This window comes from Granulicatella adiacens ATCC 49175 (genome assembly GCF_025150565.1).
GTDB classification, from domain to species: domain Bacteria; phylum Bacillota; class Bacilli; order Lactobacillales; family Aerococcaceae; genus Granulicatella; species Granulicatella adiacens.
Map to the genome: position 1 here is coordinate 1,410,980 of NZ_CP102283.1, position 26,412 is coordinate 1,437,391.

26 protein-coding genes are annotated in these 26,412 nt (G+C 36.8%); 6 read left to right on the plus strand and 20 right to left on the minus strand.

Annotated elements, in window-relative coordinates; genetic code table 11:
- Positions 1 to 4 precede the first annotated feature (4 nt).
- Both NQ540_RS06945 and NQ540_RS06950 read right to left on the minus strand, forming a co-directional pair.
- Positions 5 to 439 (minus strand): YtxH domain-containing protein, encoded by a 435-nt coding sequence (locus NQ540_RS06945; RefSeq protein ID WP_005606741.1) that lies wholly within the window; start codon positions 437 to 439, stop codon positions 5 to 7.
- A 22-nt stretch (positions 440 to 461) separates the two neighbouring features.
- The gene (locus NQ540_RS06950; RefSeq protein WP_005606742.1) at positions 462 to 863 is read right to left on the minus strand and encodes a DUF948 domain-containing protein; all 402 of its coding nucleotides are present in this window, start codon (positions 861 to 863) and stop codon (positions 462 to 464) included.
- 147 nt (positions 864 to 1,010) lie between these two features.
- Here NQ540_RS06950 and NQ540_RS06955 point away from each other — a divergent pair, with 147 nt between their 5' ends.
- Positions 1,011 to 1,880 (plus strand): mechanosensitive ion channel family protein, encoded by an 870-nt coding sequence (locus NQ540_RS06955; protein WP_156780451.1) that lies wholly within the window; start codon positions 1,011 to 1,013, stop codon positions 1,878 to 1,880.
- Positions 1,881 to 1,909: 29 nt separating this feature from the next.
- Here the strand turns inward: NQ540_RS06955 and cbpB are convergent, their stop codons facing one another.
- From cbpB to NQ540_RS07005, 10 genes are all read right to left on the minus strand, one after another.
- Positions 1,910 to 2,374 carry a cyclic-di-AMP-binding protein CbpB gene (gene cbpB / locus NQ540_RS06960; protein WP_005606744.1) on the minus strand — a complete coding sequence of 155 codons (465 nt, stop codon included), beginning with the start codon at positions 2,372 to 2,374 and terminating at the stop codon, positions 1,910 to 1,912.
- A complete protein-coding gene (locus NQ540_RS06965) occupies positions 2,364 to 2,912 on the minus strand; it encodes a metallophosphoesterase (protein WP_005606745.1) in 549 nt (182 codons plus the stop codon). The genes cbpB and NQ540_RS06965 overlap by 11 nt, the downstream gene beginning before the upstream one ends.
- Complete coding sequence (gene racE, locus NQ540_RS06970) at positions 2,909 to 4,357, minus strand: glutamate racemase (protein ID WP_005606746.1); 1,449 nt, start codon at positions 4,355 to 4,357, stop codon at positions 2,909 to 2,911. The genes NQ540_RS06965 and racE overlap by 4 nt, the downstream gene beginning before the upstream one ends.
- A gap of 394 nt (positions 4,358 to 4,751) precedes the next feature.
- Positions 4,752 to 5,480 (minus strand): hypothetical protein, encoded by a 729-nt coding sequence (locus NQ540_RS06975; RefSeq protein WP_039849091.1) that lies wholly within the window; start codon positions 5,478 to 5,480, stop codon positions 4,752 to 4,754.
- Between the two features lies 1 nt (position 5,481).
- Positions 5,482 to 6,333 (minus strand): ATP-binding cassette domain-containing protein, encoded by an 852-nt coding sequence (locus tag NQ540_RS06980; RefSeq protein WP_005606748.1) that lies wholly within the window; start codon positions 6,331 to 6,333, stop codon positions 5,482 to 5,484.
- Positions 6,330 to 6,698 carry a GntR family transcriptional regulator gene (locus NQ540_RS06985; protein ID WP_005606750.1) on the minus strand — a complete coding sequence of 123 codons (369 nt, stop codon included), beginning with the start codon at positions 6,696 to 6,698 and terminating at the stop codon, positions 6,330 to 6,332. The genes NQ540_RS06980 and NQ540_RS06985 overlap by 4 nt, the downstream gene beginning before the upstream one ends.
- Positions 6,699 to 6,866: 168 nt before the next feature.
- On the minus strand, positions 6,867 to 7,178 hold the full coding sequence (trxA, locus tag NQ540_RS06990; protein ID WP_039849092.1) for a thioredoxin: 312 nt from the start codon (positions 7,176 to 7,178) through the stop codon (positions 6,867 to 6,869).
- 76 nt (positions 7,179 to 7,254) lie between these two features.
- A complete protein-coding gene (locus NQ540_RS06995) occupies positions 7,255 to 9,612 on the minus strand; it encodes an endonuclease MutS2 (protein WP_005606753.1) in 2,358 nt (785 codons plus the stop codon).
- Positions 9,613 to 9,666: 54 nt separating this feature from the next.
- Positions 9,667 to 10,203, minus strand: a complete 537-nt coding sequence (locus NQ540_RS07000; protein WP_005606755.1) for a CvpA family protein — start codon at positions 10,201 to 10,203, stop codon at positions 9,667 to 9,669.
- 5 nt (positions 10,204 to 10,208) lie between these two features.
- Positions 10,209 to 10,565 (minus strand): cell division protein ZapA, encoded by a 357-nt coding sequence (locus tag NQ540_RS07005; protein ID WP_005606756.1) that lies wholly within the window; start codon positions 10,563 to 10,565, stop codon positions 10,209 to 10,211.
- Positions 10,566 to 10,703: 138 nt separating this feature from the next.
- On the opposite strand from NQ540_RS07005, the gene rnhC reads away from it, so the two are divergent.
- Positions 10,704 to 11,618, plus strand: coding sequence for a ribonuclease HIII (rnhC, locus tag NQ540_RS07010; protein WP_039849093.1), 915 nt, complete (start codon positions 10,704 to 10,706; stop codon positions 11,616 to 11,618).
- A 40-nt stretch (positions 11,619 to 11,658) separates the two neighbouring features.
- Here rnhC and NQ540_RS07015 read toward each other — a convergent pair whose 3' ends face one another.
- From NQ540_RS07015 to NQ540_RS07025, 3 genes are all read right to left on the minus strand, one after another.
- On the minus strand, positions 11,659 to 12,558 hold the full coding sequence (locus NQ540_RS07015) for a magnesium transporter CorA family protein (protein ID WP_005606761.1): 900 nt from the start codon (positions 12,556 to 12,558) through the stop codon (positions 11,659 to 11,661).
- A 170-nt stretch (positions 12,559 to 12,728) separates the two neighbouring features.
- Positions 12,729 to 14,855: a pneumococcal-type histidine triad protein gene (locus NQ540_RS07020; protein ID WP_005606762.1), complete on the minus strand. Its 2,127-nt coding sequence runs from the start codon at positions 14,853 to 14,855 to the stop codon at positions 12,729 to 12,731.
- 132 nt (positions 14,856 to 14,987) lie between these two features.
- Positions 14,988 to 16,028 carry a M42 family metallopeptidase gene (locus NQ540_RS07025; protein WP_005606764.1) on the minus strand — a complete coding sequence of 347 codons (1,041 nt, stop codon included), beginning with the start codon at positions 16,026 to 16,028 and terminating at the stop codon, positions 14,988 to 14,990.
- A gap of 167 nt (positions 16,029 to 16,195) precedes the next feature.
- On the opposite strand from NQ540_RS07025, the gene NQ540_RS07030 reads away from it, so the two are divergent.
- From NQ540_RS07030 to NQ540_RS07045, 4 genes are all read left to right on the plus strand, one after another.
- Positions 16,196 to 16,639, plus strand: a complete 444-nt coding sequence (locus tag NQ540_RS07030; RefSeq protein WP_050755098.1) for a DUF1307 domain-containing protein — start codon at positions 16,196 to 16,198, stop codon at positions 16,637 to 16,639.
- An 83-nt stretch (positions 16,640 to 16,722) separates the two neighbouring features.
- Positions 16,723 to 17,289 (plus strand): DUF1307 domain-containing protein, encoded by a 567-nt coding sequence (locus tag NQ540_RS07035; protein ID WP_005606767.1) that lies wholly within the window; start codon positions 16,723 to 16,725, stop codon positions 17,287 to 17,289.
- Positions 17,290 to 17,332: 43 nt separating this feature from the next.
- A complete protein-coding gene (locus NQ540_RS07040; RefSeq protein ID WP_005606769.1) occupies positions 17,333 to 17,959 on the plus strand; it encodes a DUF1307 domain-containing protein in 627 nt (208 codons plus the stop codon).
- 26 nt (positions 17,960 to 17,985) lie between these two features.
- Entirely contained in the window at positions 17,986 to 18,546 is a 561-nt protein-coding gene (locus tag NQ540_RS07045; RefSeq protein ID WP_039849094.1) for a DUF1307 domain-containing protein, read from the plus strand.
- 838 nt (positions 18,547 to 19,384) lie between these two features.
- Here the strand turns inward: NQ540_RS07045 and pheT are convergent.
- The 5 genes from pheT to NQ540_RS07070 form a co-directional block, all read right to left on the minus strand.
- The gene (pheT, locus tag NQ540_RS07050) at positions 19,385 to 21,805 is read right to left on the minus strand and encodes a phenylalanine--tRNA ligase subunit beta (protein ID WP_005606772.1); all 2,421 of its coding nucleotides are present in this window, start codon (positions 21,803 to 21,805) and stop codon (positions 19,385 to 19,387) included.
- Between the two features lie 13 nt (positions 21,806 to 21,818).
- On the minus strand, positions 21,819 to 22,874 hold the full coding sequence (gene pheS, locus NQ540_RS07055) for a phenylalanine--tRNA ligase subunit alpha (protein ID WP_005606773.1): 1,056 nt from the start codon (positions 22,872 to 22,874) through the stop codon (positions 21,819 to 21,821).
- Positions 22,875 to 23,200: 326 nt separating this feature from the next.
- A complete protein-coding gene (locus NQ540_RS07060; protein WP_005606775.1) occupies positions 23,201 to 23,482 on the minus strand; it encodes a hypothetical protein in 282 nt (93 codons plus the stop codon).
- 3 nt (positions 23,483 to 23,485) lie between these two features.
- Positions 23,486 to 24,028 (minus strand): NUDIX domain-containing protein, encoded by a 543-nt coding sequence (locus tag NQ540_RS07065; protein ID WP_039849095.1) that lies wholly within the window; start codon positions 24,026 to 24,028, stop codon positions 23,486 to 23,488.
- 111 nt (positions 24,029 to 24,139) lie between these two features.
- Positions 24,140 to 26,263 (minus strand): peptidoglycan D,D-transpeptidase FtsI family protein, encoded by a 2,124-nt coding sequence (locus tag NQ540_RS07070; protein WP_156780452.1) that lies wholly within the window; start codon positions 26,261 to 26,263, stop codon positions 24,140 to 24,142.
- Positions 26,264 to 26,412 lie beyond the last annotated feature (149 nt).

Below are 26,412 nucleotides of genomic sequence, written 5' to 3' on the forward strand. Positions count from 1 at the left end.
TGCATTATTTTGCTTCTTTTTTAGCTTCTTCTTTCACATCTTGAGCTTTTTCTTTTACATCTTCTGCTAATTCAGCAACTACTTCAGCTGACTCTTCTTTTTGTTTAGAGAAGTTTTCTTTTACTTTATCAACTGTTTCGTTGAATTGGTCTTTTAAGTTTTCAGTATGTTTAGAAACTTGTTCTTTTAGATGAGAAGCTTGTTCTTGTAAATTAATACGAATATCTTGAGTTGAAGCTTTGGCAACTTCAGTGAATTCTGCTCCTTTTGCTAGAGCAATTTCACCATATTCTGACAGTTGTTCTTTATAACGATTAGCTTCTTTTGCTAAATCTTCACGTAATTCTTTTCCTGATTTTGGTGCAAATAGCAATGCAGTTACTGCTGCTGCTGTTCCCCCGATTAATGCTCCTAATAAAAATCCGCATTTTTTACTCATGTTCAACACTCCATTTCATTAATTATATTTTTTTCTTTTTGGAAAAAAATGCTCTTCCGAAGTTAACTGCCGTGGCTACACGACTCGTTTTAGAAAGTTTTACTGCTTTTGTTGCTAGATTTCGTGAAGATGCATTTACATCTGAAATTGTCACACCTAAATCTCCAGCTGCAGTAAACAATGGATCAGTGGCTTTTAATTTACCATTGATATCATCCACCAATACATTGGCTTTACTTAATAACCCCTCTACTTCAATTGAGAGGCTGTCTACATCTTTAGTAATAATCTCTAATGAATGATTCATGTTCTCAACGGTTTTATTTAATTTTGATAAAATCGGTGATACTTTGACAATCACAAAAACTACTAAGGCTAATAAAGCACATGCAGCTATTAATGCAGCAATCTCAATACCTGTCATTGAGCCATTCCTCCAATCTTCTAGTATGATTCAATCATAACACTATCCCTTTAAAATTACCATCAAATTCTTTGTAAAATGAATCTCTTTCATTCGTTTTTTTGGTATGCTACACTGATTGTATTAAAAATTAAAGGAAGACTGATTATGCGCGTATTTTTATGGTTCGATTCCATCTCTAATTTCTTTATCAATTATTGGAATGGGATTGAATGGGAATCTATTTTATCTAATCTTTTTACTAAACTACTATCACTAGTCATTTTATTTTTACTATTTTATTTAGGAAAAAAACTAGCTCATTTTCTTTTTAAGAAAACCATTCTCTCTTCTATGAGAGTCTCTACTCAATCGGAAAGTCGCAAGAAAACCATTCTTAAATTATTAGAGAATATGTTGGATTATTTCTTATATTTCATTTTGATCTATTGGATTCTTTCGATTATCGGAGTCCCAATTTCTAGTTTACTAGCAGGTGCCGGAATCGCTGGGGTTGCTTTAGGTCTAGGAGCACAAGGTTTCTTATCAGATGTCATCAATGGATTGTTTATCTTAATGGAACGTCAATTTGAAGTCGGGGATGCTGTTTTAATTAATACTATTTCTGGGACGATTGCGAGCGTTGGCGTTCGTACAACCCAAGTTCGAGGATATGACGGAACCCTGCATTACATTCCCAATCGAAACATTACCATCGTTAGTAACCAGTCTAGAGGAAATATGAGAGCTTTAATCGAACTTCCACTCAATAGTAATGTTGATTTAAAAACGGTCTATGAAACCATCGAAGCTGTGAATACTCGTTATGCTAAATCCGATGAGGCTCTAGTTTCTGCTCCAAATATTGTTGGCCCTCAAACAAAACCAACTGGACAATTTGTCTTCACGATTTCCATCATGACGAAGAATGGATTGCAACATGCAACTTATCAAAAATACTTAACTTTATATCAAGAAGCATTATTAAAAAAAGGAATCGACCTTTCGACTCCAACGATTCCCTATCTGACAAAATAAAAGAAGGCGAAAAATTTTCGCCTTCTTTTTTATTTTTCAACTAAATCAAATTCTCTAGTTAATTCATGAACCATGAAATTAATGCGTTTCAATACTTCTTTTCTAGTCACAATTCCTAAAAATTCTTGGCTTTCATTCGTAATACAAATAAAACTTTGATCCACCAAATCCCTCAATACATCTTCCATATCTGTATCAACGAAAATCGTTGGAAACTCCGTCTTCATGACATCACGAACTTTATACTTACTGAGTTGATTCATATGAATTTGCTCGACTCCAGTAATCTTTTGCAAAATCATTGCTAAAGACACTAAGCCTACAATTTGATTTTCTTTATTCAAAACAGGGATTAAAGAATATCGTACATTCGTAAGAACTAACATGGCATGCTCTAATGTATGGTCTTCTTGTAGAATCGCTACATTCTCAGCATCAATAAAGAGCTGCTCTCGATTTTCCAATAATAATTCTTGTATTCTCTTATGAATCAAGCGTATAACCTCCTTCAGGGCTCCAAGTATAGTTTAAAACTAAATCATCTAATACTTCATGCTTCGTCGTATAATACGTTAAACAAATTTGTTCTTTTGACAAAATCTCTAATACAGCATAGCTCGCTGTTCCTGCATAAGTCCCTCTTGGAAAATTCGTCGATCCTGAATTAATACATAAAACTCCATCAACAGTCTCTGCATTTAGCTTATGAGTATGCCCATACAAAGCAATACTAGCTCCTTTTTCTTTAGCCATATTTGCTAAATACTCTCTACCAGCATTTACATATTGATGATGCCCATGAGTGACAAAGAACGTAATCCCTTCTACTTCAAACACCTCAAACTCAGGATACTCCATATCATAATCACAATTTCCTGTAACTCTCACACAATGAGATAATAATCCATCCTTATAAGGAAATTCAGAATCTCCTGTATGAACAAAAGTTACTTTTTCTCCAGAAAAATGATCAAAAATTTTTCGAAGCGTCAACTCTTGACCATGATTATCACTGACAATGACTATTTTCATTCTGTTTCCTCCACAGCTCCTAAAGAATTTGTCCAATGTTCCCATTTTTCAACTAGTAATTCAATCGCTTTTGCACGATGGCTAATTTTATTTTTGATATCCATTCCGAGTTCCGCAAATGTTTTTTGATACTCTGGCACTAAAAATAATGGATCATAACCAAATCCACTGTCTCCTGACGGTAAAGTGGCAATTTCTCCGTGACATTCTGCCTGTACCACAAGAGATTCCTGAAACGGAGCTGCTAACACTAAACAACATGTGAAATGAGCTGCCCTTTCCTTACCTTTAAGCCCACCTAGTTCTGATAACAGTTTGGCGTTATTTGCCGCATCATTCTTTTCTTCTCCTGCAAATCTTGCAGAATATACTCCGGGAAGTCCTTCTAGAGCATCTACACAAAGTCCTGAATCATCAGCCAAAACCATTGTTTGTAAAGCATTCGCAATCGTTTCTGCTTTCAGTCTCGCATTTTCCTCAAAAGTCGTTCCTGTTTCTTCTACTTCATCTAATTCTGGGAAATCTTTTAAGGTTTTAACCTTATAGCCCTTTGGTTCAAAAATTTTGGCAAATTCTCTTGCTTTTCCAACATTATTCGTTGCAATAACAATTTCTTTTTCAAGTTGAAGAGGCGTTAATTTTTTCTCTAAACTCACCGTATTCACCTCTAAACCTTTTCTGTAGAGCCAATTTTCCGCAATCTCTTCAAAAAGTGTTGCATCTCCCGTTGTATAAATTTCTAAAGTGGGATTTGGATTAGTTTCAGGAGTTTCACTGAGTTTGCAATAATCTAAAAGAGCACTCACACTAGAAACAGTTTCTGCACCTGAATCAATCAAGGAAACTTGATTTCCAACAACTTTTTGAATCGTTTTTCTTAAAAGCGGATAATGTGTACAACCCAAAATTACTGTATCTACATTAGTTCCTTCTAATGGATTGAGGGTTTCTTTTACAATCTCCCAAGCTTCTGGGGTATCCGATTGATTATTTTCGACAAGTGGAACAAAGTTTGGACAAGCAATATCAAATACTTGAATGTTCTTATTCTTGTCGTGCATTGTTTTTGGATACACTTTACTTGAAATCGTAGCATTCGTCCCCAATACTCCGATTCGGTCATTAGATGTTTGCTTGATAGCTGCTAAACTTCCTGGCTGAATCACTCCCACCACTGGAATCTCTAATGTTTGTTTCAATTCCTCTAAGACGACTGCCGTGGCCGTGTTGCAGGCAATGACCAGCATTTTTATATTCTTTTGTAGTAAAAATTGCACCATTTCCAATGTATATTGTCGAATCTCCTCTTTCGGTCTTGTCCCATATGGGCAACGAGCGGAATCTCCTAAGAAGACCATTGATTCGTTTGGTAATTGTTTTAATGCCTCTTTGAGAACCGTTAAGCCTCCCACTCCTGAATCAATAAATCCAATTGGTCTTTTCATATTTTGCCAACCTCTCTATCTTTTGTCTTCTATAGTATACCATAGTTCAAACCTGGCTGATTCAAAAGTGGTTCGTATTATGAAAAAGTTAATCAAAGAGAAGACCCTTCGGTGTTTGAATGAAAAGGCTTTGAAGGGTCTACACTGCGTGCCTTTATCGGATATCTTCATAGTGTTTGTAATAGCTGTAGCGGTTCGAGCCGTGGTCTCTCACCTACTGAGCTATTACTCACACTATAGAATCCGATAGGCCCTCCGTTTGACTCCTCCGACCTTTTCATTCAAACAATGATGCTCATAACGTTTTGCAATACGACCAGGTGACTAAAAAAGAAAGGGGAGAAACCTCCGCACTAAACAAAAAGAACTCCTGCTGTGCAGAAGTTCTCGTTTTTTATGCTACGTTTGGATCTTTACTTTGATGTTTTCTAGTCACTAATATTAAGAGAACAATCACTACTAAGAAAGTTATTGAAATGGCCCAGCCAGGGTTTTCGTTGATAGATTTTCCTAGTTGAATGATAAATTTAACAAAATCTGGTAATTCCTTCCCTTGATGACTCACTCCACTGATTATAATACCCATTAATAAAGTAACTCCCCCAAGTGCGAATAGTCCTGTTTTTAATGGCATTTTATTCATGACAATCCCAATCACATTTGCAATCAGATGAATCAATAATACTTGTGCAAAAAAAGTTGCAATACTTAAAAATAGATTTTCAGGATTATACAAAGTGCTTAACCTTGATTCAATTTTGATCGTATTGAATACCGTGATTCCTTCTCTAAATGGTAACAATATGCTAAAGATAAACGTTAAAATGAGTGAATCAATAATTGTTTGAATAAAGAGACTTTGAATTTGTTCATTTCTCGTTAATCCTAGTTGGCTTTCTAGGCGGAATTGTTCAATGATATAAGCAATTCCGATGATTAAAATAATGAGTCCGACTTCATTATCAAAATAAATTGGGAAATAGACTCCAAATGAAGTAAAATCTCCATTTGCAAATATCTTCATGAATAGGCCTGCGAAAACCCACCAAATTCCTAAAAAGATTAAAATCGATTTCCATCTTTTCACTAGCCCCATGCTAACAACTGATACTAAACGGTCCATCTTATTCATTCTCCTTTCGAGTAATTGAAATAAAGTAATCTTGCAATGTTAATGGTGAAAAATCTAATCCTTGAGGAATCTCCCCTTTTTTGCCAATCACTACTGCACGAGTGATATTTCCAATTTGTTCGGTTTCTTGTACATTCTTATCTGCGACAAATTCTTGAACTAGACTTGTAGCACCGCTAACAACATATCCTTTTCCAAGAACCTCTTCCACCATCACTTCCTCTGTAACTACACCATCTTTAATAACGATGACTTTTTCAAGAAAGGAAGCAACTTCTTCGATTAAATGCGTCGCAATGACAAATGTCCGTGGATTTCTTGCATAAGCTTCCAGTAATTTTTTGTTAAAAATATGACGATGATTCGCGTCTAATCCTAGTACTGGTTCATCCATAAAGATGTACTCACTTGGATTACAAAGCGCTAGGATAATTTTCATAATACTTTGGTATCCAGTAGAGGCCTTTGAAAATCTTTCTTTCACATTGACTCCAAAAACTTTAATTAACTCTTCTGCAAATTCACTGTCGAATTCTGGATAAGTTTTCTTATAAATAGATAATAAATCTTTAAATTTATATTCTTTTGGGAACCAATTTTCTGTACTCGATAAGTACACTTGATGCATTGCCCTTGGAGTTTTATGAAGATCCACGCCATCAAGAGTGATGTCTCCACTTGTCTTCTCAATACGACGAGCAATCATATTTAAAACGGTACTTTTTCCAGCTCCATTTCGACCTAATAGTCCAATAATACTCTCCGGTTCAATCGTAAAATCGACCCCTTTTACAGCTTCTTTATTGAAATATTTCTTTCTTAACCCTTTCACTTGGATTGTCATTTTAGGAACCCTCCTTCGATAATTTTAACTAATTCTTCTTTTGTAATTCCTAGTGCTTGCGCTTCTTTTAAGAAATTTGGAACCATCTGATTCGTAAATTCATTTTGCTTTTTGCTTAGAATAATTTTTCTTGCCCCTTCTGCTACAAACGTTCCAAGGCCTCTTCTTTTTTCTAATACTTGTTCGCTCACGAGTAAGTTCATTCCTTTCAATACGGTTGCTGGATTGATTTGATACCCTGTGGAAATCTCAGTTGTCGACGGTACTTGATCTCCTTCTTTGTAGACTTCATGGAAGATTTCTTCTTCTAGTTGATTGGCTACTTGTTGAAATAACGCGATATCACTTTGAAAATCAAATTTCATAACGCACCTCCTTTTAGTTTTGTGTTTGTTGGTTAGTTACTTGTGTAATTAACTATAAAACTAAAAAACTATTTTGTCAACACTTTTTTTTTAAATATTTTGAAAATAAAAAAAGGAGTGATAAAACAAGGGTTCTCCTTGCTTCATCACTCCTTCAAAAATATGATTTTATAAATATTGTGCTAACAATTCTTCTAATTGTTCTTTAGCATGGTAGCCAACTACTTTATTAACCACTTCTCCATCTTTTTTGATTAATAAAGTTGGAATGCTCATAATTCCAAAAGCACGAGCGGTTTCAGGGTTTTCGTCCACATCCACTTTAGTGAAAGTTACTTTGTCTCCCATTTCCTCGTCTAATTGGTCAATAACTGGTCCTTGCATACGACATGGTCCACACCATGTAGCCCAAAAGTCTACTAAAACTACTCCGTCTTTAGTTTCTTCTACAAAGTTTTTATCTGTTAATGATTTTACCATTCGAATCATCCTTTCCTTTTTCTATAAACCTAGTATAGCAACACCCCAGAAGGTGACCAACTATTCTGCTCACGGTTTACTTAAAGGTCACGATGGTCGCTCCATTTCCACCCGTATTCATCGGCGCAAATTCAAAACTTGCAACAGAACGGTGGCTACGTAGCACCTTATGAACGCCTTGCTGGATGGCTCCTGTTCCACGTCCATGAATAATCGTGACACGTGGATAGTTCGCAAGAATGGCTGCATCCAGATATAACTCTAAATCCTTCATCGCTTCTTCATATCGTTTTCCACGTAAGTCTAATTCTGAAGAGACATGACTACTTCTAGCACTTTTCACAATCACTTGTTGCTTAGCTTCTTGCGTTTCGGCAATTGGGGCTAAGTCTTCTATAGCAATCTTCATCTTGATAATCCCCATTTGAACAACCCATTCCTCGTCACTGACTTTTTCAACAAGAGTTCCGCGTTGTCCAAATGAAAGAACTTCGACACTTTGTCCGACTTGCAGCGCCTTCTTCGCTTTTACTTTGCGAAGCACCTTGTTCTTCTTCAAGGCTTGCTCATGTTTCAAGTCTGTTAAAGCTGTCTTTTTCTCAATCATTTCATGTTCTTTAACCGTAGTTTGTTTACTTCTCAGTTGTAATTCACGGATTTCTGACAAGATTTTATCCGCATCATCCTTACTTTGTTCAATTAAAGAATTTGCACGCTCTTTAGCTTCTTCTAGAAGTCTTGCTTTATTGGCTTTAAACTGTTCAGTTTCCTTTTGCAAATCTTCTAATAACTGTGTACTTAACTCTAATTGATGACGCATCTTATCGGCATCACGCTGCGCACGGCGACGTTTTTGCTCAAGGTCACTAATCATCGCATTCAAGTCTTGGTCTTCTTCAGATAGAAGTCCGCGCGCTTGGTCGATAATGATACTTGGCAACCCAAGACGTTTTGAAATATCAAAGGCATTACTACGCCCTGGTATTCCCAGTAAGAGTTGGTACGTTGGCTGAAGAGTATCTCCATCAAACTCCATACTCGCATTAATGGTTTTAGGACGGTCATACCCGTATGCTTTTAACTCTGGATAGTGAGTTGAAGCAATCACATAACTTTGCTTACTTGCAATATAATCAAGAATCGCAATCGCAAGAGACGAGCCTTCTTGTGGGTCTGTCCCTGAACCGATTTCGTCAATTAAAAGCAAGCTCTTATCATTAATTTGCTTCAAAATAGAAACAATATTAGACATATGAGATGAGAATGTTGATAAGTTTTGTTCAATCGATTGTTCATCCCCAATATCTGCAAAAATCTCGGTAAAGATTCCTACACGGCTATTTTCACCCGCAGGAATATACAGTCCCATCTGTGCCATTAATTGAATCACTCCAACCGTCTTCAAGAGAATCGTTTTTCCTCCCGTATTCGGTCCTGTAATGACAATGGCTTGATACTCTTCTCCAAGAATAATATCGTTTGAAACAGCCTTCTCACGGTCTAATAGTGGATGCCATGCTTTCCAAAGCGCGACATGATTTTGACGGTCAATAATAGGTTCCGTTGCATTTATTTCATTAGCATATAGAGCCTTTGCATTCACTACGTCTAATCGTGCTAATACATAATGATTTTGATGCAATGAATTCGTGTATGGCATGAGTTTTTGAGAAAGTTCCCATAAAATGCGTTCGACTTCACGCTTTTCTTGGACTTGATATTCTCGTAATTTATTATTCAAATTAACAACTGCTTGAGGCTCCATGAAGAGAGTCTGTCCCGTTCCACTTTGATCATGTACAGTACCACCAAATACAGATTTATACTCTGCTTTTACTGGTAGTACATAACGGTCATTACGAATCGTGATAATCGTATCGCTTAAATACTGCGCGTTCTTACCAGTGAGATATTGATCCATTTGGCGACGAATCTCTTGTTCCGTTTTCTGAATGCCTACTCGAATGCCATGCAAGTTAGGAGACGCACTATCTAATACATATCCATCTTCTCGAATCGATGCTTCTAGCTCCTTAGTCACTTCAGGGATACTTTCTAATTTTTCAACTAGCCTTGGGACGCGCTTTAAAGCAATCTCCTCTTCTTCTACTTTTTCAAAGAAACGTTCTACCTCATGCGTTGTCGTTAGCACTCGTAAAATGTCACTTAATTCACGCCCATTCAATCCCGCTTCTAATTCCAATCGTTTCAAAGCAAAACTAATATCTTTCAACCGTGGAATCGGAATTCCTTGTTTTAAGCGGAGGAGCTCAACACCATCTGCAGTTTCTTCAATTTTATTTTGAATCGCCTTTTCTTCCACCTCTATTGGAAGTTCTTTAATCATTTGTTTTCCTTTTTCAGAGGTTGCATATTCAGCTAATTGGGCTCTAATTTTATCAAATTCTAAAACCTTTTCGATTTTCGAATTCATAACAGTCCTTCTTTCTTAAAAAACGTGGAACAAATCTGTCCCACGCTCTCGTTTTTATTTAGGTAATAACCAACTTGAAACAATTTGTGTCAGAATTGGAGTTTTGGTAATAATAAAGTTTGGCAGTCCGCCTTCAATCATTTTTTGTGCTGGAGCCAGTGGAATCATCGCAATCGCATAAAGAACAAAATAAATAAATAAATAGTTCATAACAAATCCTAATGCAGCACCACTAATCGTGTTAAATTGTTTTAATAATGGTAAAAATGTTAATTCGCTAGCAATATATCCTAAGAAACGAACCACTAACCAACCTAAAATCATAATCATTAAAAATGAAATCAATCTATAAAATGAGTGGTCTAAATTCATTGCTTGTTCTTGAGAGAAAATCGCTAATTGATTCCCGGGAACATAGGACGGATACGGAATAAATACCGATAAAAATTTAGCTAGCTTTTCATGCGTAAATACCGCCACTAAAAAGGTAATAAAATAACCCGCAATATAAACTAATTGTAATGTTAATCCTCTACGAGCGCCCGTATAGATTCCAACGATTAAATAAAATAAAATGATTAATGTAATCATAAACCCTACCTTCTCAACAAATCTTGTTGTAATTCAAATTGTTTTTCTAATTCTTGTTTTCTTTTTGAGTCAATGGAAGGTCGCTTATGATGAGAATTTTGCACTTCTTTTTCTAACTGCTCTACTCTCTTCTTCAGTGCGACAACTTCTTCTTGTTTTTCGAATTGATTTGAAATAGCATTAATCGCTGCTAGGAGTGCTACTTCTTCATTCGATAATTTGTCTGATACTCGGGTGATTTGATCTAATTGCTCTTGTAAGACTCTCACAATACTTTGCATTTCTTGTTGAGACTTTTTCCCAATAATCGTATAGGATTTGCCGGCAATGACTGCTTTAACTCTTGATTTCGGTTGTTTCACAATAGATCATCTCCATTCCTCATAATATCACCTTATTTTACCATTTCCTGAGCAAAAAAACACGAATAATCCTCTTTTTGAAGGAGTAGACGAATAAATGTTCTCATGGTATTCTTAAAAAGAACAAGGAGGATTACTATGAATTCATTAACATTAACACTTTCAGCCGAACAGGTTTCCGCATTAGAAGCAAAATATCCTTCATATGTAGAGTCCCCTCCTCCATACGCCGTTTTAAGGTTGAAGATTGACGGCTTAACCATTACGGCCTATCAATCCGGAAAAGTGCTATTTCAAGGAAAAGGCATTGAATCGTTTATTCAAAAGAATCAGCTGGAACCTTTGATGGAAACATCTGAAGGAAAATCAAAAGACGCTCCTTCTCTTCCAAAGGACTTTTCTTCTTGGAGTGTGATGGGTAGCGATGAAGTTGGAAATGGAGCTTACTTTGGTCCTTTAACGGTTGCTAGTGCTTACGTTTCAAAAGAAAATATCCCTCTTCTTAAAAAAATGGGAGTGAAAGACTCTAAAGATTTAACGGATGAACAAATCCGAGCTTTCGTTCCTAAAATTAAAGAAGTCATTCCGTATAAATTATTGACGCTTTGGCCTGAAAAATACAATGAGGTTCAACAAGTCAAAAACTTAAATGAAATGAAGGCTCTTCTTCATAACCAAGCCTTACGTCTCTTAAGTGAAAAAATAATGCCAGAATCACCTGAAGGGTTTTTAATTGATCAATTTTGTAAACCAGAATTATATTATCGTTATTTAAAAGGACAGCCTTTAGTCGATAAAAATAAAACGTACTTTATTACAAAAGGCGAAAGCCATCATATCGCTGTAGCGGCGGCGTCAATGATTGCTAGATGCGCTTTCCTGGATGGTTTAGACTCATTAAGTACAGAATTCGGGTATAAACTACCAAGTGGTGCTGGAAGCAATGTGGACCAAATTGCTGCAAAAATTCTAAAGCACAACGGAATGAATATTTTACGTAAAGTCGCAAAACTCCACTTCGCCAATACCGAAAAAGCAAAACGAATGAAATAATGAAAGAGCAACTTCCTCAAACCAAGGAAGTTGCTCTTTTTTAATCTTTCATTAGTTTTTGAATCACTTTAAGTGCGCCCATCCAACCGAGTGCAATGATGAAGAGAATAATTGCCCATCCATATCGTAGTTCCGTCAAAGGAATTTGAACGTTCATTCCAAAAAATCCCGTGACAATATCTGGAATCGTCATCAATATAGAAATAACTGTTAAAAATTTCATCGTATCATTCAAATTATTATTCAAAACATTGTTATATGTTCCGGAAATTTGTCTTAAAATTTGAAGATGTAAATCTGTCATCTCAACTAATTGTTTTGCTTCGATAATATTGTCTTCCAATTGCTCTCTTTCAAAATCATCGAATTCTTTAAAGGCTTGTTGCGTTTTCAATTGCTCTAAAACTACAGCATTTTGCTTAGTGGCAGATACTAAATACATTCCACCAATTTCCAAATCGGAAAGTGCAAATAAATTATTCTTAGTCGTTTTCTTTCGAAGGAGTTTGCTAATATTTTGCTGTTCTTTATTTAATTTTTCAATTACTGGGAAGTAATGCTCCGAAATGACAAAAAGGCTATGCAGTAAAAGATTAAACACATTCCAATGAAGATTCTCTTCCAACTCTTCTACGATCGCATCGATAATGTATTCATTTTGACTATTTGAAATCGTGACAATTTGATTTTGACGAACAATGAATGTTAACGGAATCGTTTCATAGTGGTTCTCTTCTTTAGACAAGTTTAATACATTATAAATAACAACCAGCGTTTTCGTTCGACGGTTATATTCCATATGTGCTCGCTCATTTTTATCCAGTGCATATTCAATCATTTCATCATCGATTTCATACGTATCATAAATGGATGAGTATTCACTAATCAAATCTGAATTGATGTTAATCCAAGTATTATCTCCAAAGTGCATTACGCTCATTTAAACCCCTCCTTCGTATAGAATGCTGTATTAGTATAACATAATTTCTTTTTTTGACTAAAAGGAAAGCATGTCAACGTTCCAAAATAGACCATTTGACATGCTTTTCATTCATATTTTCTTCCTTTTAAATTAAGAGATTGATTCCCAATTTCCTTATTCTTTTCCCACTATTTTTGCGTTGGTTCACTCGTCGTCTCACTAGGAGCTTCTGTTGTAACTTCTTGAGAGGTTGAAGCTTCTGTTTCAGGAGCACTAGTGCTCTTTTCCTCTGTACTCTCCTGCGTAGAAATAGATGGTGTCTCTGAAGTGCTTGATGACACTGTTGTAGCTTCAGTAGATTTTTCCTCTACTTTTTTGTCTAAAATAGAGCTCTTTGGAATACTATTATCTTTATCTGCTTCATCTAAAGTGCCTTCAGAGAAATCTTTTGCTTCCTCTAAGATACTTAGTTCATCTGCAGAAGCCGGTGTCATAATCTCTTTTAGATTCTTACCAATTGTTCCTTCAACTTTACCATTAAAATTCTTATGCGCTTCTTTAATCGCTAATTTAGTACGATAAGATTCAATAATGAGCGCTTCAACGGCTGTTGTTCCGAAATTCAAACGAGAACCCATATACCGTTTGATGAGGCTAGCCACTTCTTCTCTTAAAGCAGCTGGCAATTCTTGGTCTAGTACATGTTGTGTAAGGAAGTATAAATAGCGCATCCCTTCAATACTAATGCGATCGTTAGCATCCCGTAATGCTTGAATTAATGAAGCAATTGCATTCACTTGCGCTTCTTTTCCACTTTCTCTTGCTTTTGTAGCTAAATCTCTTAGCTCATCCGCAGTAACTCCGTAGTCTTTCAATGATAACTCACTAATCTTACGAATTGTTTCTTCATGAGTTGCATTCATCTTTTGCTCTTGCGGTGTTACCGAATTTTCAACATCTTGTTCTTTATTCACGACTTTCTTTTCAAAGTTTTCTAGTCCTTTAACAAAGCCTTCTGTTGAATTCCCTTTTTGTTGTACTTGCTCTTTATATTCATTTAAAGCCACTAAAATTCGATTTAAAGTAACTGGATCATCTTTGTATTTCTCTTGTGCGTGAGTTTTCACCTCGTCAATTTTTTGAAACACTTCTTCTTCATTTAAATCCCCTGCCACAAATGGTGGAACGATTCCAGGCAATTTATTTTTTTCGTAAGCTTCAATCCCATCTTTATTCACGATATTCATTGAATGACTGTGGTCACCGTGTGGAATATCAAAACGTCCATTGACAATACGAATCGATGTACGAGAAATTCCCATACGTCGTGCAATTAAATCAATTTCCTGTGAAAGTCTCACTTCTGCAGGAATCGATGGATCAGAATTTGGTACTTCAAATCGTTTCAAAGGAATGACCCAAGGATGGATATGATTTTTATCTTGCCCTTGCTCCATATTTTGAAAGGCAAATACTTTTCCAATATATTCACCTTGATCATTGGTAACTGATTCGAATTTGATACTATCTCTTTCTACACCATATGCATACGTAATATAATCCAAATATTTTTGAATTTCAGGAGATTGTAAGGTTAATTCTTTATCTCCTGGTGTCGTCATATCTGTTGTAGACGTTTGAACGGTAGGTGTTGTAGCCGTACTATTTTGATGTTGTCTTGAAGGAGTAGAGGCAGCAGCAACTGTTCCACTCGTTCCTCCTCCACGATGAGACGTAGGTTCATCGTCAAAAGTATAATTGGCACTTCCATCCCCACAGTCTAATACATCATGGAAATGATCCCCATGAGGAATTCGGAGTAATTTACAAGTCCGTTTTTTCCCCGTTTCATCTTCTCTAGTAACGGTTTGAGCATTTGCCAGTTGTGAACGATAAATAAAGTGATAGTGGTCGCCGTGTCTCACCACAAACCCTAATTCATTTTCACTCACAATATCTTTTGGATTAAAAACATAATCATCATCTGAATGGTTGTTTTGGCTAATTTGTTTCTTTTGCTCATAAATCGCATCAGAAGGTGGAGTCCCAAAAACAAAATGGTAATGGTCTCCATGTTTCTTTAGATACCCGTTTTCAAAAACTTCTCCCACAATTGTTTTAGGTTTATTCTCTTTAATTTCCTTTGCAGCTTGTTCATACTTTGCCATCTGCTCAGGAGAAATCGTTGTTTGTTCAACAGTACTTTCCGCTACTTGATTCACTTGACTTTGTTGATTAGCTAAAATCATTCCTGAAGCGAAGACAAGCCCTAAGGCAACTGCTCCACCTAGAAATACCTTCTCTTTTTTATTCATTCATCTCCCACTTTCTTAAATCGTAAGTTTTACGTTTTAGAGTATACTATTTGAGGGGGAGTGCTGTCAATAAAGATATTCCAAATTTTTAAGCAAAAAAACCTTCCCACAAATCTATGGGAAGGGTTACGGTTATTCTTCGATTAAATCACTTAATAAATAAGCATCTACTAACGATTGAGTCGCTTCAATAGAATCGATATGCGTTCTTTCATAAGAGTGACTCGATTCAATTCCTGCTCCTAATAGTGCATGTTTTACTTCTGCCCCAGCTCGCATCGCTGCAGAAGCATCACTTCCATAATAAGGATAAATATCTAGTTTAAACGGAATCTCTTTTTCCTTGCAAAGACTGACTAACTGTTGACGGAAATCATAGTTATAAGGTCCTGACCCATCTTTGACACAAATCGAAACCGTATATTCATCGGTTTGTTGGTCATCCCCCATTGCTCCCATATCCACTGCAAGAAACTCAACCACTTCAGAAGGAATACTACTGTTAGCTCCAGTTCCCGTTTCTTCAATGCAACTAAACATAAAGTGAGTCGTTACTGGCAAGGTGATACCCTCTTTTTTATATTTCTTCAATAAGGTAAGTAAAATTGCCGCACTAACTTTATCATCTAAAAAACGACTCTTAACAAATCCGGTTGGTGTGACAACACATCGCGGATCAAAAGAAACAAAATCTCCCACTTCAATTCCTAAAGCTCGCGTCTCTTTTTCATTAGTGACTTTCTCATCTAATCGAACTTCCATATTGTCTTGACTGCGTTCGACCGTTCCGGCTTCTTTGTATACATGAACACTCGTTTGATGTAATAAAATCGTTCCTGAAACCGTATTTCCGTTTGAGGCAATATGAACAGTACAATTTTCTCCTTCAATCATATTCCAAGCAAAACCACCAATACGATCCAACTTCAAACGTCCGTCTGGTCTCACCGCTCTTACAATCGCTCCAAGCGTATCGATATGAGCCGTAATTGCGCGCTGCTCTTTATCGTTTGCTCCTTCTACGGTTACAATGACAAGCCCTTTCGCTGTACGTTTTGGTTGGTATCCCATATCCGTTAACACTTCAATTAAATAATCTTGAACATCTTTTGTGTACCCTGTTGGAGATGGAATGGCTACTAATTCTTTTAAGAAATCGATTGTTTGGTTCATTTTCTTTCCTCCATTTCACGATAGATTTAGTATAGCATATCCCTATAAAATCTAACTAATGAACATGCTTCTCTTTAGATACTCCCAAGAATTTTACAAAATTTCTTGCATAATATAATCTTTAGATTTATAATACAAATATATTACAAATTGAAAGGATGAATTTCATGAAAAAAACTTTGAAATTAATCGCTGTATTTTTCGCAGCACTATTCGTATTACTAGGATGCGGTAAAGAAGAATCATCTTCATTTGAATTAAATCAAAACGGAGTAACTTCAGTTTTAACTTATTACTATAATAACGATTTAGTAACAAAACAAACTGCTACAAATACTTATGATTTAAAGAAATTAGGCGTAACTGAAGAAGACGCTAAAAAACAAATCGAAGGAGTAAATAATAAATATACAGCTGTTGATGGCGTTACTGCTAGTATTGAATCTAAAGATGGTACTATCATTCAAACTTTAACAGTGGATTACACTAAAGCTAAAGTTTCTGAATTAAGAAAAGCATTCCCTCAAGAATTCACTGGAGACGGCGATAAAATCAGCTTTAAAGCTTCTAAAGAATCTTTATTACAAGCTGGATACAAAGAAAAGAAATAAAAGGATATTCATAAAACCGGGGGAAGAATATACTCTTCGTCCGGTTTTCCTATAATTAAAACAAGAAAAGTGAGGAAAAGATCATGAACAAAAAATCGAAAGTATTAGCCATTTTATTTACTACAGGTTTAGTATTAGCTGGTTGTGGTCAAAAAGATAATAGTACAACCACTACTACATCATCTACCACAAAAGAAACAACTACTACTGCTACAACAACCGCTCCAACAACAACTACGGTAGCTACAACTACTGCAGCAACTGAAGGTGAAAAGAAAACAGTGTTAGAACAGTCTGATAAGGGCGTAACTTCTCGTGTAATCATGTACTCTAAAGGTGACGTTCTTGTAAAACAAACGACTGAGAATGTTTACAACGTAAAAGAAATGGAAACTAAAGCTACTGAAGAACAAATCAAAACACAACTCGAGACAGCTTTTGCAGCTTATAAAGGTGTAGAAGGAATCTCTTCATCAGTTGAGGTCAAAGATGGTAAAGTCATCCAAAACTTTACAATCGACTATTCAAAAACAGACTTTGCTAAATTAAAAGAACTCGTTCCAAGCTTTAAACCAAAAGATGATAATACAGTAAGCTATGAAGTTACTAAAAACTTCCTAGTTAAAGAAGGATTCAAAGAAGTTCAATAGTCTTACTTGATCCTCGAAGGAATCGTTATGAAAGGAAATTAATATGAATACACGTACCAAACAATTGGCTCTTCTTGCCACATGTGGTTTCTTTCTGGTTGCTTGTGGACAAAATAAAGATTCCGAAGAAAAGGATCCCACAACGGTAGTCCAAACGACGCAAGCTCAAACCACTGTCGAGCAAACAACGACGCAGACAACAACGGCTTCTCCTACGACTACCGCTCAAACAACCGTTGCAAAAGCAGATGATTCAAATGCTCAGGAAGATCAAGCTGTATTCGAAATTTCTCTTCCAGGAAGCATTACAACTATGATCGTTTATCATAAAGGTGATCAAGTGACTAGACAGATCACTAAGAATATCTTTGACTTTACATCATTACCTGGCATAACAGAGGAAACAAAAGAAATCATTGCTAAGGCACAAAAAGAAACGGTTGAAGCAACTTATAAAATTACGAAGGAACAATTCAAAGATATGGAAGGATTTCTCGTTAAGCTTGAAACTGAAGGTGAAAAACTAATCCAAACTTTTGATATGGATTATACAAAAATTGATGTTGCTAAGCTAAAAGAAATTGATCCTAAATTTAAACTGAATGAATATTCTACGAGCTTCGAAGCCATGAAAAAAGTACTTTTAGAAGCTGGTTTCCAACAAAAATAATATAATCGATGTTTAAGGAGAAAATCATGAAAAAGACTTATAAAGTTATTGCATTATTATCGACTGCTTTTGCTCTAGCAGCATGTCAAAGTGGAGAAAAGAAAGTTGATGAAACTTCAGCGCAAACAACCGTTGCTCAAGCAACTACACAAGCACCTACTACTCAAGCTGCAACTACAAAAGCGACGACCACTCAATCTGCTAAAAGCAATCAAACAGGCGAAGCAACTTACGAATACAAAGAGCCTGGTGTTACTGTTACATTGAAGTACTACTACAAAGATGACGTTGTTTATAAACAAGAAGGTACTTATGTTTATAATCCAAAAGAAATGGGTCAAGATCCAGAACAATTTAAAGTAACCATCCAAAAAGCTTTTGACGAAACAAAAGGTGTTAAGGGAATCGAAGGAACGCTTGAATTTAAGGACGGGGTATATACCCGTAAAAACACGTTTGACTATAATACAATGGACTTTGTAGAACTAAACAAACGTAATCCAAAGAAATATCCACCAAAAAATGATCCACTATATTATAGTGAAGCTGTTAAAAAATTAGAAAAAAATGGATATGTAAAAAAATAACCTCAACCCAATAAACACAGCACCAAAGACATTCCTTGAATGTCCTTGGTGCTGTGTTCTTGTCTAAAATTTACGATGTAACAAAAATGTGACGTCACATTTTTGTTACATCTTCTTTTGTATCATTTATGATACGTATCAAAAATGATACAAAATTGCCATATTTGGTAATGTCATCCTCTTCCCTTCCTTCTCAGCGAGCGTAGAACAACATTAGTGCTTTTAATCAAAGTGTTCAAGGATTACAAAAAAGAATCAGTTTATTGAAAGAATAGTGGGACTAGCATTGAAACGAATAAGCTGGGGTAAGAAATTTATTTCCTACTCCAGCTTTGAGGCTTCAAAGGCGAGAGACACCGGCTCGAGCCGGTGCCCCATGCTCTTCTTATTTTACGAGCGTAGAAGGAGTATTAGCACTTTATAAACTAGCACAACAAAAAAGTACGAAGATTAGCTATCTTATGTATAAAAACGTAGATTACCTCGGTTTCTATAATAACAACAATAGCGAGTGTAATCGATGCGAATTAGCAGGAGTTAGGAATTCATTCCTTACCTAAAAAACTCTATAGAGTTAGACGCAGTAGCTGATTGAATTAAGCTTCACCACTCGTGATTCGCTTAATTCTAATCAGCCTTGCGGGGGTAAGACTACAAAGCAAAAAGGACTCACAGTGTGAGTCCGCTTTTGTCTTTGGTCTTACTCCCCCGTTTGAGGCTCGATAAGATTGAGACCTTGGCACAATCCGATACAGCTATTGTCGTTATTATGAAGATAACCGAAGGTAATCTAAGTTTTTATAGTACTACATAAAATAATCTTCGTACTTACTTTATTTTATCGAATAGATACGTTGTCTAAAGACACTAATGCTTCTTCTACTCGAGTCATGGCGGACTTAATAACGTCTTCCTCCAACGTCGCATTGCGGTTCACAAACAATAATGAATACGCTAATGATTGGAATCCTTCTGGCACATGTTCCCCTTTATAAACGTCGAATAACGTTACTTTTGATAAGAACTCACCAGCATTTTCACGGATAACATCCACTAACTCAGCATGTGTTAATGAAGTTGGTGCTAAGATAGCAATATCGCGCGTCATGCTTGGATATTTCGCAACCGATTGAATCACTGCTTCTTGTAAGTTAGCTGCAAGTAATGGTTCCACATCTAACTCGAAGACGAATGTGTCTTGTAAGTCTAATGCTTTTTGAACCGTTGGATGAACTTTACCGATTAAACCAATCACTTCTCCGTCTAAAAGAATACGTGCTGATTGTCCTGGGTGTAATTCTTCAATATCTGTTAAAGGCTCGAAACGTACACGGTCTAAGCAGTCTAATTGTGCGAAGTACGCTTCTAGAATTCCTTTTACCACATAGAAATCCACTTTCTCTGCTTTATGGTTCCAGTTCGCACTTGTCACGTCTCCTGTTAAAATACCCGCGATGACCTCGTTTTCGATGAAATCTTCACTTCCAGCAGCTCCTAGTTTGAACACACGGCCTGCTTCAAATAATTTCACGTTGTTTTGTGAACGAGCCACGTTGTATTGAACGGCTTCTAATAAACTTGGTAATAGTGATTGACGTAATTCGCTACGATCTTCACTCATTGGCCAGCTTAAACGCACGCTTGTTGCGTCTTTCTTCGTAAACCATTTTGATTTTTCTGGAGTTGTTAAGGCATAAGTGTACGCTTGTGAAAGTCCAGCTCCTTGCATGAATTGACGAGTGTAACGGATGAAGCGTTGTTTATCTGTTAACCCACCCACTGTACTTTCAGTTGTTGGTAATGTTGCAGGAATCTTGTCGTATCCGTAAATACGTCCTACTTCTTCCACTAAGTCTGCTTCGATAGAAATATCAAATCTCCATGCAGGAATTGTCACGTCGAAACGTGTTCCTTCTACAGTTGTTGGGTATTCTAATTGTGCAAATACTTGTTTCACTTCATCAAGTGTTAAGCTTGTTCCTAAAACGTGGTTTAAGCGTTCTAGAGTGATGCTTACAACTGGTAATTCTAAGTCATAGCTTTGTGAAGAAGCAAAGGCCTCTTTCACAGTTCCGCCACCAAGCTTGGCAATCAATGCTGCTGCGCGTTTTCCAGCTTGAACAATGGTTGCTTTGTTAATGCCTTTTTCAAAACGAGCACTTGATTCGCTACGTAAGTTATGTTTTTGTGACGCAAGACGAACCGCTTTAGGATCGAACAAGGCTGCTTCTAATAACACTGTAGTTGTCTCTTCTGAGATTTCAGTGTCTAATCCACCCATTACCCCAGCTAATGCGACTGGTTGGCCGCCTGAAGTAATCACGATTTCGTTTTCTAATGTACGTTCTTCCCCATCTAAAGTCACTAATGTTTCGCCTTCAGTTGCGCGACGAACATGGATCGCTTTTTCAGGTAATTTATCGTAGTCAAATGCATGAAGCGGTTGACCGTATTCCATTAAGATGTAGTTGGTTACGTCCACTAAATTATTGATTGGACGAACGCCAGCCGCGATTAAACGGTTTTGCATCCATTGTGGACTTGGAGCCACTTTAACACCTTCGATTAAGAATGCGTGGTATGCAGGAGCGTCTGCTTCGTTTTCTACAGAAACTGTAACAACGCCTGGAATTTCAGAAGAAGTTCCTTTTTCGAATGCATCTGGTTCTAAATTGTTCTTCAAGTTGTAAATCGCACCAATTTCGTGAACAGAACCGCGCATGCTTAACGCGTCAGAACGGTTAGCAGTGATATCAAGTTCCACGATTGCTGAATCAAGCGCTAATACATGAACGGCGTCGCTTCCTACTTCAATGCTGTCATCAGTAAAGACGTAAATTCCATCTTCGTATTCTTTGGGTACTAAGTTACTTGGCACGCCGATTTCTTGTAAGGAACAAATCATTCCTTGAGATTCTACGCCACGTAGTTTTCCACGTTTAATTTTATGACCGCCCGCAATGCGTGCACCGTGAGTCGCCACGATAATCTTTTGACCTGCTGCGATATTTGGAGCGCCACACACGATTTGAAGCGGCTCGTCATCACCTACTTCAACTGTGACAACGTGTAAGTGGTCTGAATCTGGATGGTCAACGACTTGGGTTGCTAACCCAACCACTAATCCTTTTAATCCTTCGCCTGGAACCGTAACGCTATCGACTTCGATCCCTGTGCGAGACATTTTTTCTCCTAATTCTTGAGGAGTGATTTGTGATAAATCAATATATTCATTTAACCATTCGTATGATAATTTCATGTTCTTCCTCCTCTTATGATTCTTTCGTAAATTGGCTTAAGAAACGTACATCGTTTGTATATAATGAACGAATATCTTCAATCCCATATTTCAACATTGCGATACGGTCTTGGCCTAATCCGAAGGCAAATCCACCGTAAACACTTGAATCTACACCAGCAGCTTCAAGAACGTTTGGATGAACCATACCACTACCTAATACTTCAATCCAACCTGTTCCTTTACATACAGAACAGCCTTCGCCACCGCATTTGAAGCAGCTAATATCCACTTCTAGAGAGGGTTCCGTGAATGGGAAGTAACTTGGGCGAAGACGCACTTCACGGTCTTCCCCGAACATTTCTTTAGCAAATGCCGCAAGAGTTCCTTTTAAGTCTGACATCGTAATATGTTTATCGATCACAAGACCTTCGATTTGATAGAACTGATGTGAGTGCGTTGCATCATCGTTATCACGACGGAATACACGGCCCGGACTTAACATCTTCAATGGACCTTTTGTAAAGTCATGTTTTTCCATTGTACGAGCTTGTACTGGAGAAGTTTGTGTGCGAAGTAAGTACTCTGGAGTGATGTAGAATGTATCTTGCATATCACGCGCTGGGTGATCTTTTGGCAAGTTCATCATCTCAAAGTTATAGTGGTCTGATTCCACTTCTGGGCCTTCTACTACTTGGTATCCAAGGCCGATGAAGAAATCTTCCACTTGGTCTTGAACGTGCGCTAATACATGAGCAGTTCCACGTTCGACTGGACGACCTGGCATTGTGACGTCGATGGTCTCAGATTGTAACGCTTCTTCTAACGCTTTTGCTTCAAGCACTTCTTTAACAGAAGCGATTTTTTCTTCTAAGAAAGAACGTAATTCATTGGCAAGAGCCCCTACTTTTGGTTTCTCTTCGTTGGCTAAGTTTTTAATGTTTTTAAGAACTTCCGTGATGGGTCCTTTTTTCCCTAATTGTTGTACACGAATTTGATCGAGCTCTTTTAATGTTTTTACTTCTTCTAAAGAAGCAAGTACATCTTTACGAATCGCATCAAACTGCACTTTCATTTCTTCTAAATTCATTGTATTCCTCCTTATAAAAAATAAAAATCCCTTATAGCCAATAGACTATAAGGGACGAAATTTCGCGGTACCACCCTTGTTCCTTGAGGCAGGCTCAAGACACTTGGACGCTGTTAACGGGGGCGACCCGAACCATTATTCATCAGTGAATCCCAATGGTCACTCCGGAAGTGAAAAGTTTGAAACGTGACTTGGAAGACTTGCAGTCAGGATCTTCCTCCCTGAAAAGCTTTGTTAAAAACCCTTTTCCATCAATGTGTTTTCTATATATGCTTTATCCTATCATAATGGCTTCAAAATGAAAAGAAAAACTAATCTTAATTGGTTTAAAAGAACATTTGAATCGCAATCACAATGATTAAAATCACAATGACAGAAACCAGCCATACATTTAGAAAATGATTGTATCTTCTAAGTCCTGATTTTGGCGTGCGGTGTACTTGTGAAGCTTCTTCCTCGCGTTCAGCGTACAACTCTTCCTCCTTTTCATAAGAGCGTCCACGACTGTCTCTTCGCTCTTGCCTAGTTTCTAGTTCTTCTAACTCTCGATTCTGTTTTTCTAATTGTTCTTTATACGATTTTCTCGTTAATAAAGGTTCATTTGGCATTGATTATTCTCCTTTATGCATCCAAGCATACTGTGCTGCAATAATCGTCTTCGCATCCGCAATTTCACCCGTTTGGATTTTTTGCATCACTTCTTCGAGTGGCATCCATAAGATTTCAACAAATTCATCTTCGTCTGCTGGTTTCGCATTTTCTTGGACCGTCACATTTTTTGCTTGGAATAATGTAATTTTCTCATCGCAGAATCCAGGGGTAGAGACCATTTCCATCATCTTCACCCATTCTTCGGCAACTAGGTTTGTTTCTTCTTCTAATTCACGTTTTGCGGCTTCTAGAGGCACTTCTTCCTTCGAGTCTAATTTCCCTGCTGGAATTTCCAAGAAGTGCATTTCTAATGGTTTTCTATATTGACGAACGAGTAGCATCTTTCCGTCACGAATCACGAGTACTGCTACTGCTCCCGTATGAAATACGAGGTCTCGCGTAGAAGTTTTCCCATTCGGTAGCTCCACGATATCTTGTGTTACTGTAAAAATACGTCCTGAATATTTAATATCTCTTTGAATTGTTTTTTCTGTAAAATCCATAATTTCGCCTCCATTTTGCTTTATTATAATTGGTTTTAAGCATTTCAACAATCGATTTTACTAAACTTTAAAGACAAAAAATGAGTGATAAAACTATCACTCATTTTCGAATTATTGTCTGTTATTTTGTTGTACTTGTGTATTTACTGTTGCAGCATTGGTTTCAGAATTACTTTTTTTACCAAAATAAGCTTCATACACTTTTTTAGCAATTTTAGCAGCATAATCTGATGGCGATCCATCTTTAAAATATGGTGCTACTACAGATACAACAATTTCAGGATTATCATACGGAGCGTACGAAATGAATGTTGAGTTTTCTACAGCCTCATTCTTATAAGCAGGATTTGGCCCAGAATAGAATGCTTCTGCAGTCCCTGTTTTACCAGCCACTTCAGGAGAGTAATTTTTGAAAGTAGAAGCAGATGTTCCGTTCTCCCCATGAGTAACACGGTATAGTCCTTCTTTAATATGATCCAGAATTTTCTTCTCTACTTGAAGAGTATTCATAATTTTGGTTGGAATGACATCTTCAAGATTTCCAATTCCACCTTTAGGGCTCGTTTCATGAATTTCTTTCACTAAACGAGGAGCAATACGTGTTCCTCCGTTAGCAATCGTAGACATATATTGAGCCAATTGAAGCGGTGTATATAAGTCAAACTGACCGAACGCAAAGTCAAGTGCAGAAAAGGCATCGGCTGTTCCACCATTATATCCTTTTCCTTCATTTGGTAGATCAATCCCAGTTCTTACACCCAATCCAAATTGAGCATAATATTCACGCAATTTATCAAATAGGCTTAAATTGATATTCAATTTTCCGCCCTTCACGTATTCTGCTTGTCCACCCATTTTCATCGCTAATTTAATCATATATACGTTTGAAGAACGTTCCAATGCATCTAAATCGGTTAATTCAATTTGTCCATTGCGATTAAACCATGAACTCTTCGGTTTAGAAGCTTCAAATTCAATCGGTTCATCGACTATTTTATTATCTTCAAGCGTCAATGCTCCATCCATATAACCCGATAGAACAGTCGCTGGTTTAACTACTGACCCCATTCCAAATGAGTTGTTAATCGCTCCTAAAGCATCGTCTTCCACTCCATTGGATTGGAAATTCCCATCAAATTTCTTTTTCTTACCCGTAATTCCTAGAACGTCTCCATTTTTAGGATTCATTACAACGATATACACGCGGTCAGCAGCTGGGTCCGTCATTTCTTCAACAGAAGTTTTGGCAATTTCTTCTATTTTTTTCTGGAATTCAGTATCAATGGTTAATACTAAATTAGAACCTGCTTTCCCTGGATAAGTTTCGTTATTTTTGATGACTTGTCCTTTTGTATTCGTTTGAGATTGAACGACAGTCTTAGAACCACTTAAAACATTCTCATACTGTTCTTCTAAATAACTCGTTCCGACACGATCGTTGAGTGAATATCCTTGAGATAGTAATGATTTTACTTTTGAAGAAGGCAATCCTGTTTTTTCAGAAGAAACCGTTCCAAGGATTGTTTTTAACATGTCCCCCATTGGATACTCACGGTCCCAATCAGAATCAATATCTACTCCACGAAGCTCGCCTAATCGTTCACTGATTTTTGCGACTTCTTGCTCGGTTACTCCTTCATTTTTGAGCGTAACAGTTGAAAGAGAATAAGCACTATTCATCTTTGTGAAAATAGCAATCACTTGTTTTTCAGCTTCACTATAGTTTAACTCATCTGAAGGAATATGAGCTAATTGCATCTCATACGTTTGACTTGAAGAGAGGTTTTCTTTTGAAATTTGTTTCTTTTCTTCAGCCGTCAGTAATCCATCTAACTTGTCAGGATTTAAAGCTACCCAATAATCTTTCAAATCACGCTCTTTTAATTCAGAAGTATCGACTGAAATCAATGAAGTTAATTTTTTGGCGATTTCTAACATTTTTGAGGCTTTCGCATCTGCAGGTCTTGTATAGTTAATCGATAATTTAGGCTTGTTCCCTACTAAAACTCGACCTTGGCTATCATAGATAGATCCTCGTGGAACAGCTTTTTTAGAAGTGGTTGTTTCAGTTCGTTGAACGAGAGCAACAAATTCATCCCCTTTAACCAATTGAACATATGCCAAACGGCTAATCAACGCAATAAATGAAAAGAATACTATTAAAAATAATAAATTTAAACGAAATGGAATATGTGATTTTTTCTTTTTGTTTTTTGATTTTCTTTTATTCAACATAATAAACTCCATGCATATTCTAGTAACTCATAACAGTATACCATAAATTCCCTTTTGAACTATATAAAAAGGGGTTAATAAAATACTAAGATTTTGGTCTTCTCACCAAATTTTTCGTGCAGCAAATCTAAGAACGTGCTATGCTATCA

Bases quoted from the DNA above. Each gene is read 5' to 3' on its own strand.
- NQ540_RS06945 (WP_005606741.1), bottom strand. From the start codon at position 439: ATGAGTAAAAAATGCGGATTTTTATTAGGAGCATTAATCGGGGGAACA.
- NQ540_RS06950 (WP_005606742.1), bottom strand. From the start codon at position 863: ATGACAGGTATTGAGATTGCTGCATTAATAGCTGCATGTGCTTTATTA.
- NQ540_RS06955 (WP_156780451.1), top strand. From the start codon at position 1,011: ATGCGCGTATTTTTATGGTTCGATTCCATCTCTAATTTCTTTATCAAT.
- NQ540_RS06965 (WP_005606745.1), bottom strand. From the start codon at position 2,912: ATGAAAATAGTCATTGTCAGTGATAATCATGGTCAAGAGTTGACGCTT.
- racE (WP_005606746.1), bottom strand. From the start codon at position 4,357: ATGAAAAGACCAATTGGATTTATTGATTCAGGAGTGGGAGGCTTAACG.
- NQ540_RS06975 (WP_039849091.1), bottom strand. From the start codon at position 5,480: ATGGACCGTTTAGTATCAGTTGTTAGCATGGGGCTAGTGAAAAGATGG.
- NQ540_RS06980 (WP_005606748.1), bottom strand. From the start codon at position 6,333: ATGACAATCCAAGTGAAAGGGTTAAGAAAGAAATATTTCAATAAAGAA.
- NQ540_RS06985 (WP_005606750.1), bottom strand. From the start codon at position 6,698: ATGAAATTTGATTTTCAAAGTGATATCGCGTTATTTCAACAAGTAGCC.
- trxA (WP_039849092.1), bottom strand. From the start codon at position 7,178: ATGGTAAAATCATTAACAGATAAAAACTTTGTAGAAGAAACTAAAGAC.
- NQ540_RS06995 (WP_005606753.1), bottom strand. From the start codon at position 9,612: ATGAATTCGAAAATCGAAAAGGTTTTAGAATTTGATAAAATTAGAGCC.
- NQ540_RS07000 (WP_005606755.1), bottom strand. From the start codon at position 10,203: ATGATTACATTAATCATTTTATTTTATTTAATCGTTGGAATCTATACG.
- rnhC (WP_039849093.1), top strand. From the start codon at position 10,704: ATGAATTCATTAACATTAACACTTTCAGCCGAACAGGTTTCCGCATTA.
- NQ540_RS07015 (WP_005606761.1), bottom strand. From the start codon at position 12,558: ATGAGCGTAATGCACTTTGGAGATAATACTTGGATTAACATCAATTCA.
- NQ540_RS07020 (WP_005606762.1), bottom strand. From the start codon at position 14,855: ATGAATAAAAAAGAGAAGGTATTTCTAGGTGGAGCAGTTGCCTTAGGG.
- NQ540_RS07025 (WP_005606764.1), bottom strand. From the start codon at position 16,028: ATGAACCAAACAATCGATTTCTTAAAAGAATTAGTAGCCATTCCATCT.
- NQ540_RS07030 (WP_050755098.1), top strand. From the start codon at position 16,196: ATGAAAAAAACTTTGAAATTAATCGCTGTATTTTTCGCAGCACTATTC.
- NQ540_RS07035 (WP_005606767.1), top strand. From the start codon at position 16,723: ATGAACAAAAAATCGAAAGTATTAGCCATTTTATTTACTACAGGTTTA.
- NQ540_RS07040 (WP_005606769.1), top strand. From the start codon at position 17,333: ATGAATACACGTACCAAACAATTGGCTCTTCTTGCCACATGTGGTTTC.
- NQ540_RS07045 (WP_039849094.1), top strand. From the start codon at position 17,986: ATGAAAAAGACTTATAAAGTTATTGCATTATTATCGACTGCTTTTGCT.
- pheT (WP_005606772.1), bottom strand. From the start codon at position 21,805: ATGAAATTATCATACGAATGGTTAAATGAATATATTGATTTATCACAA.
- pheS (WP_005606773.1), bottom strand. From the start codon at position 22,874: ATGAATTTAGAAGAAATGAAAGTGCAGTTTGATGCGATTCGTAAAGAT.
- NQ540_RS07060 (WP_005606775.1), bottom strand. From the start codon at position 23,482: ATGCCAAATGAACCTTTATTAACGAGAAAATCGTATAAAGAACAATTA.
- NQ540_RS07065 (WP_039849095.1), bottom strand. From the start codon at position 24,028: ATGGATTTTACAGAAAAAACAATTCAAAGAGATATTAAATATTCAGGA.
- NQ540_RS07070 (WP_156780452.1), bottom strand. From the start codon at position 26,263: ATGTTGAATAAAAGAAAATCAAAAAACAAAAAGAAAAAATCACATATT.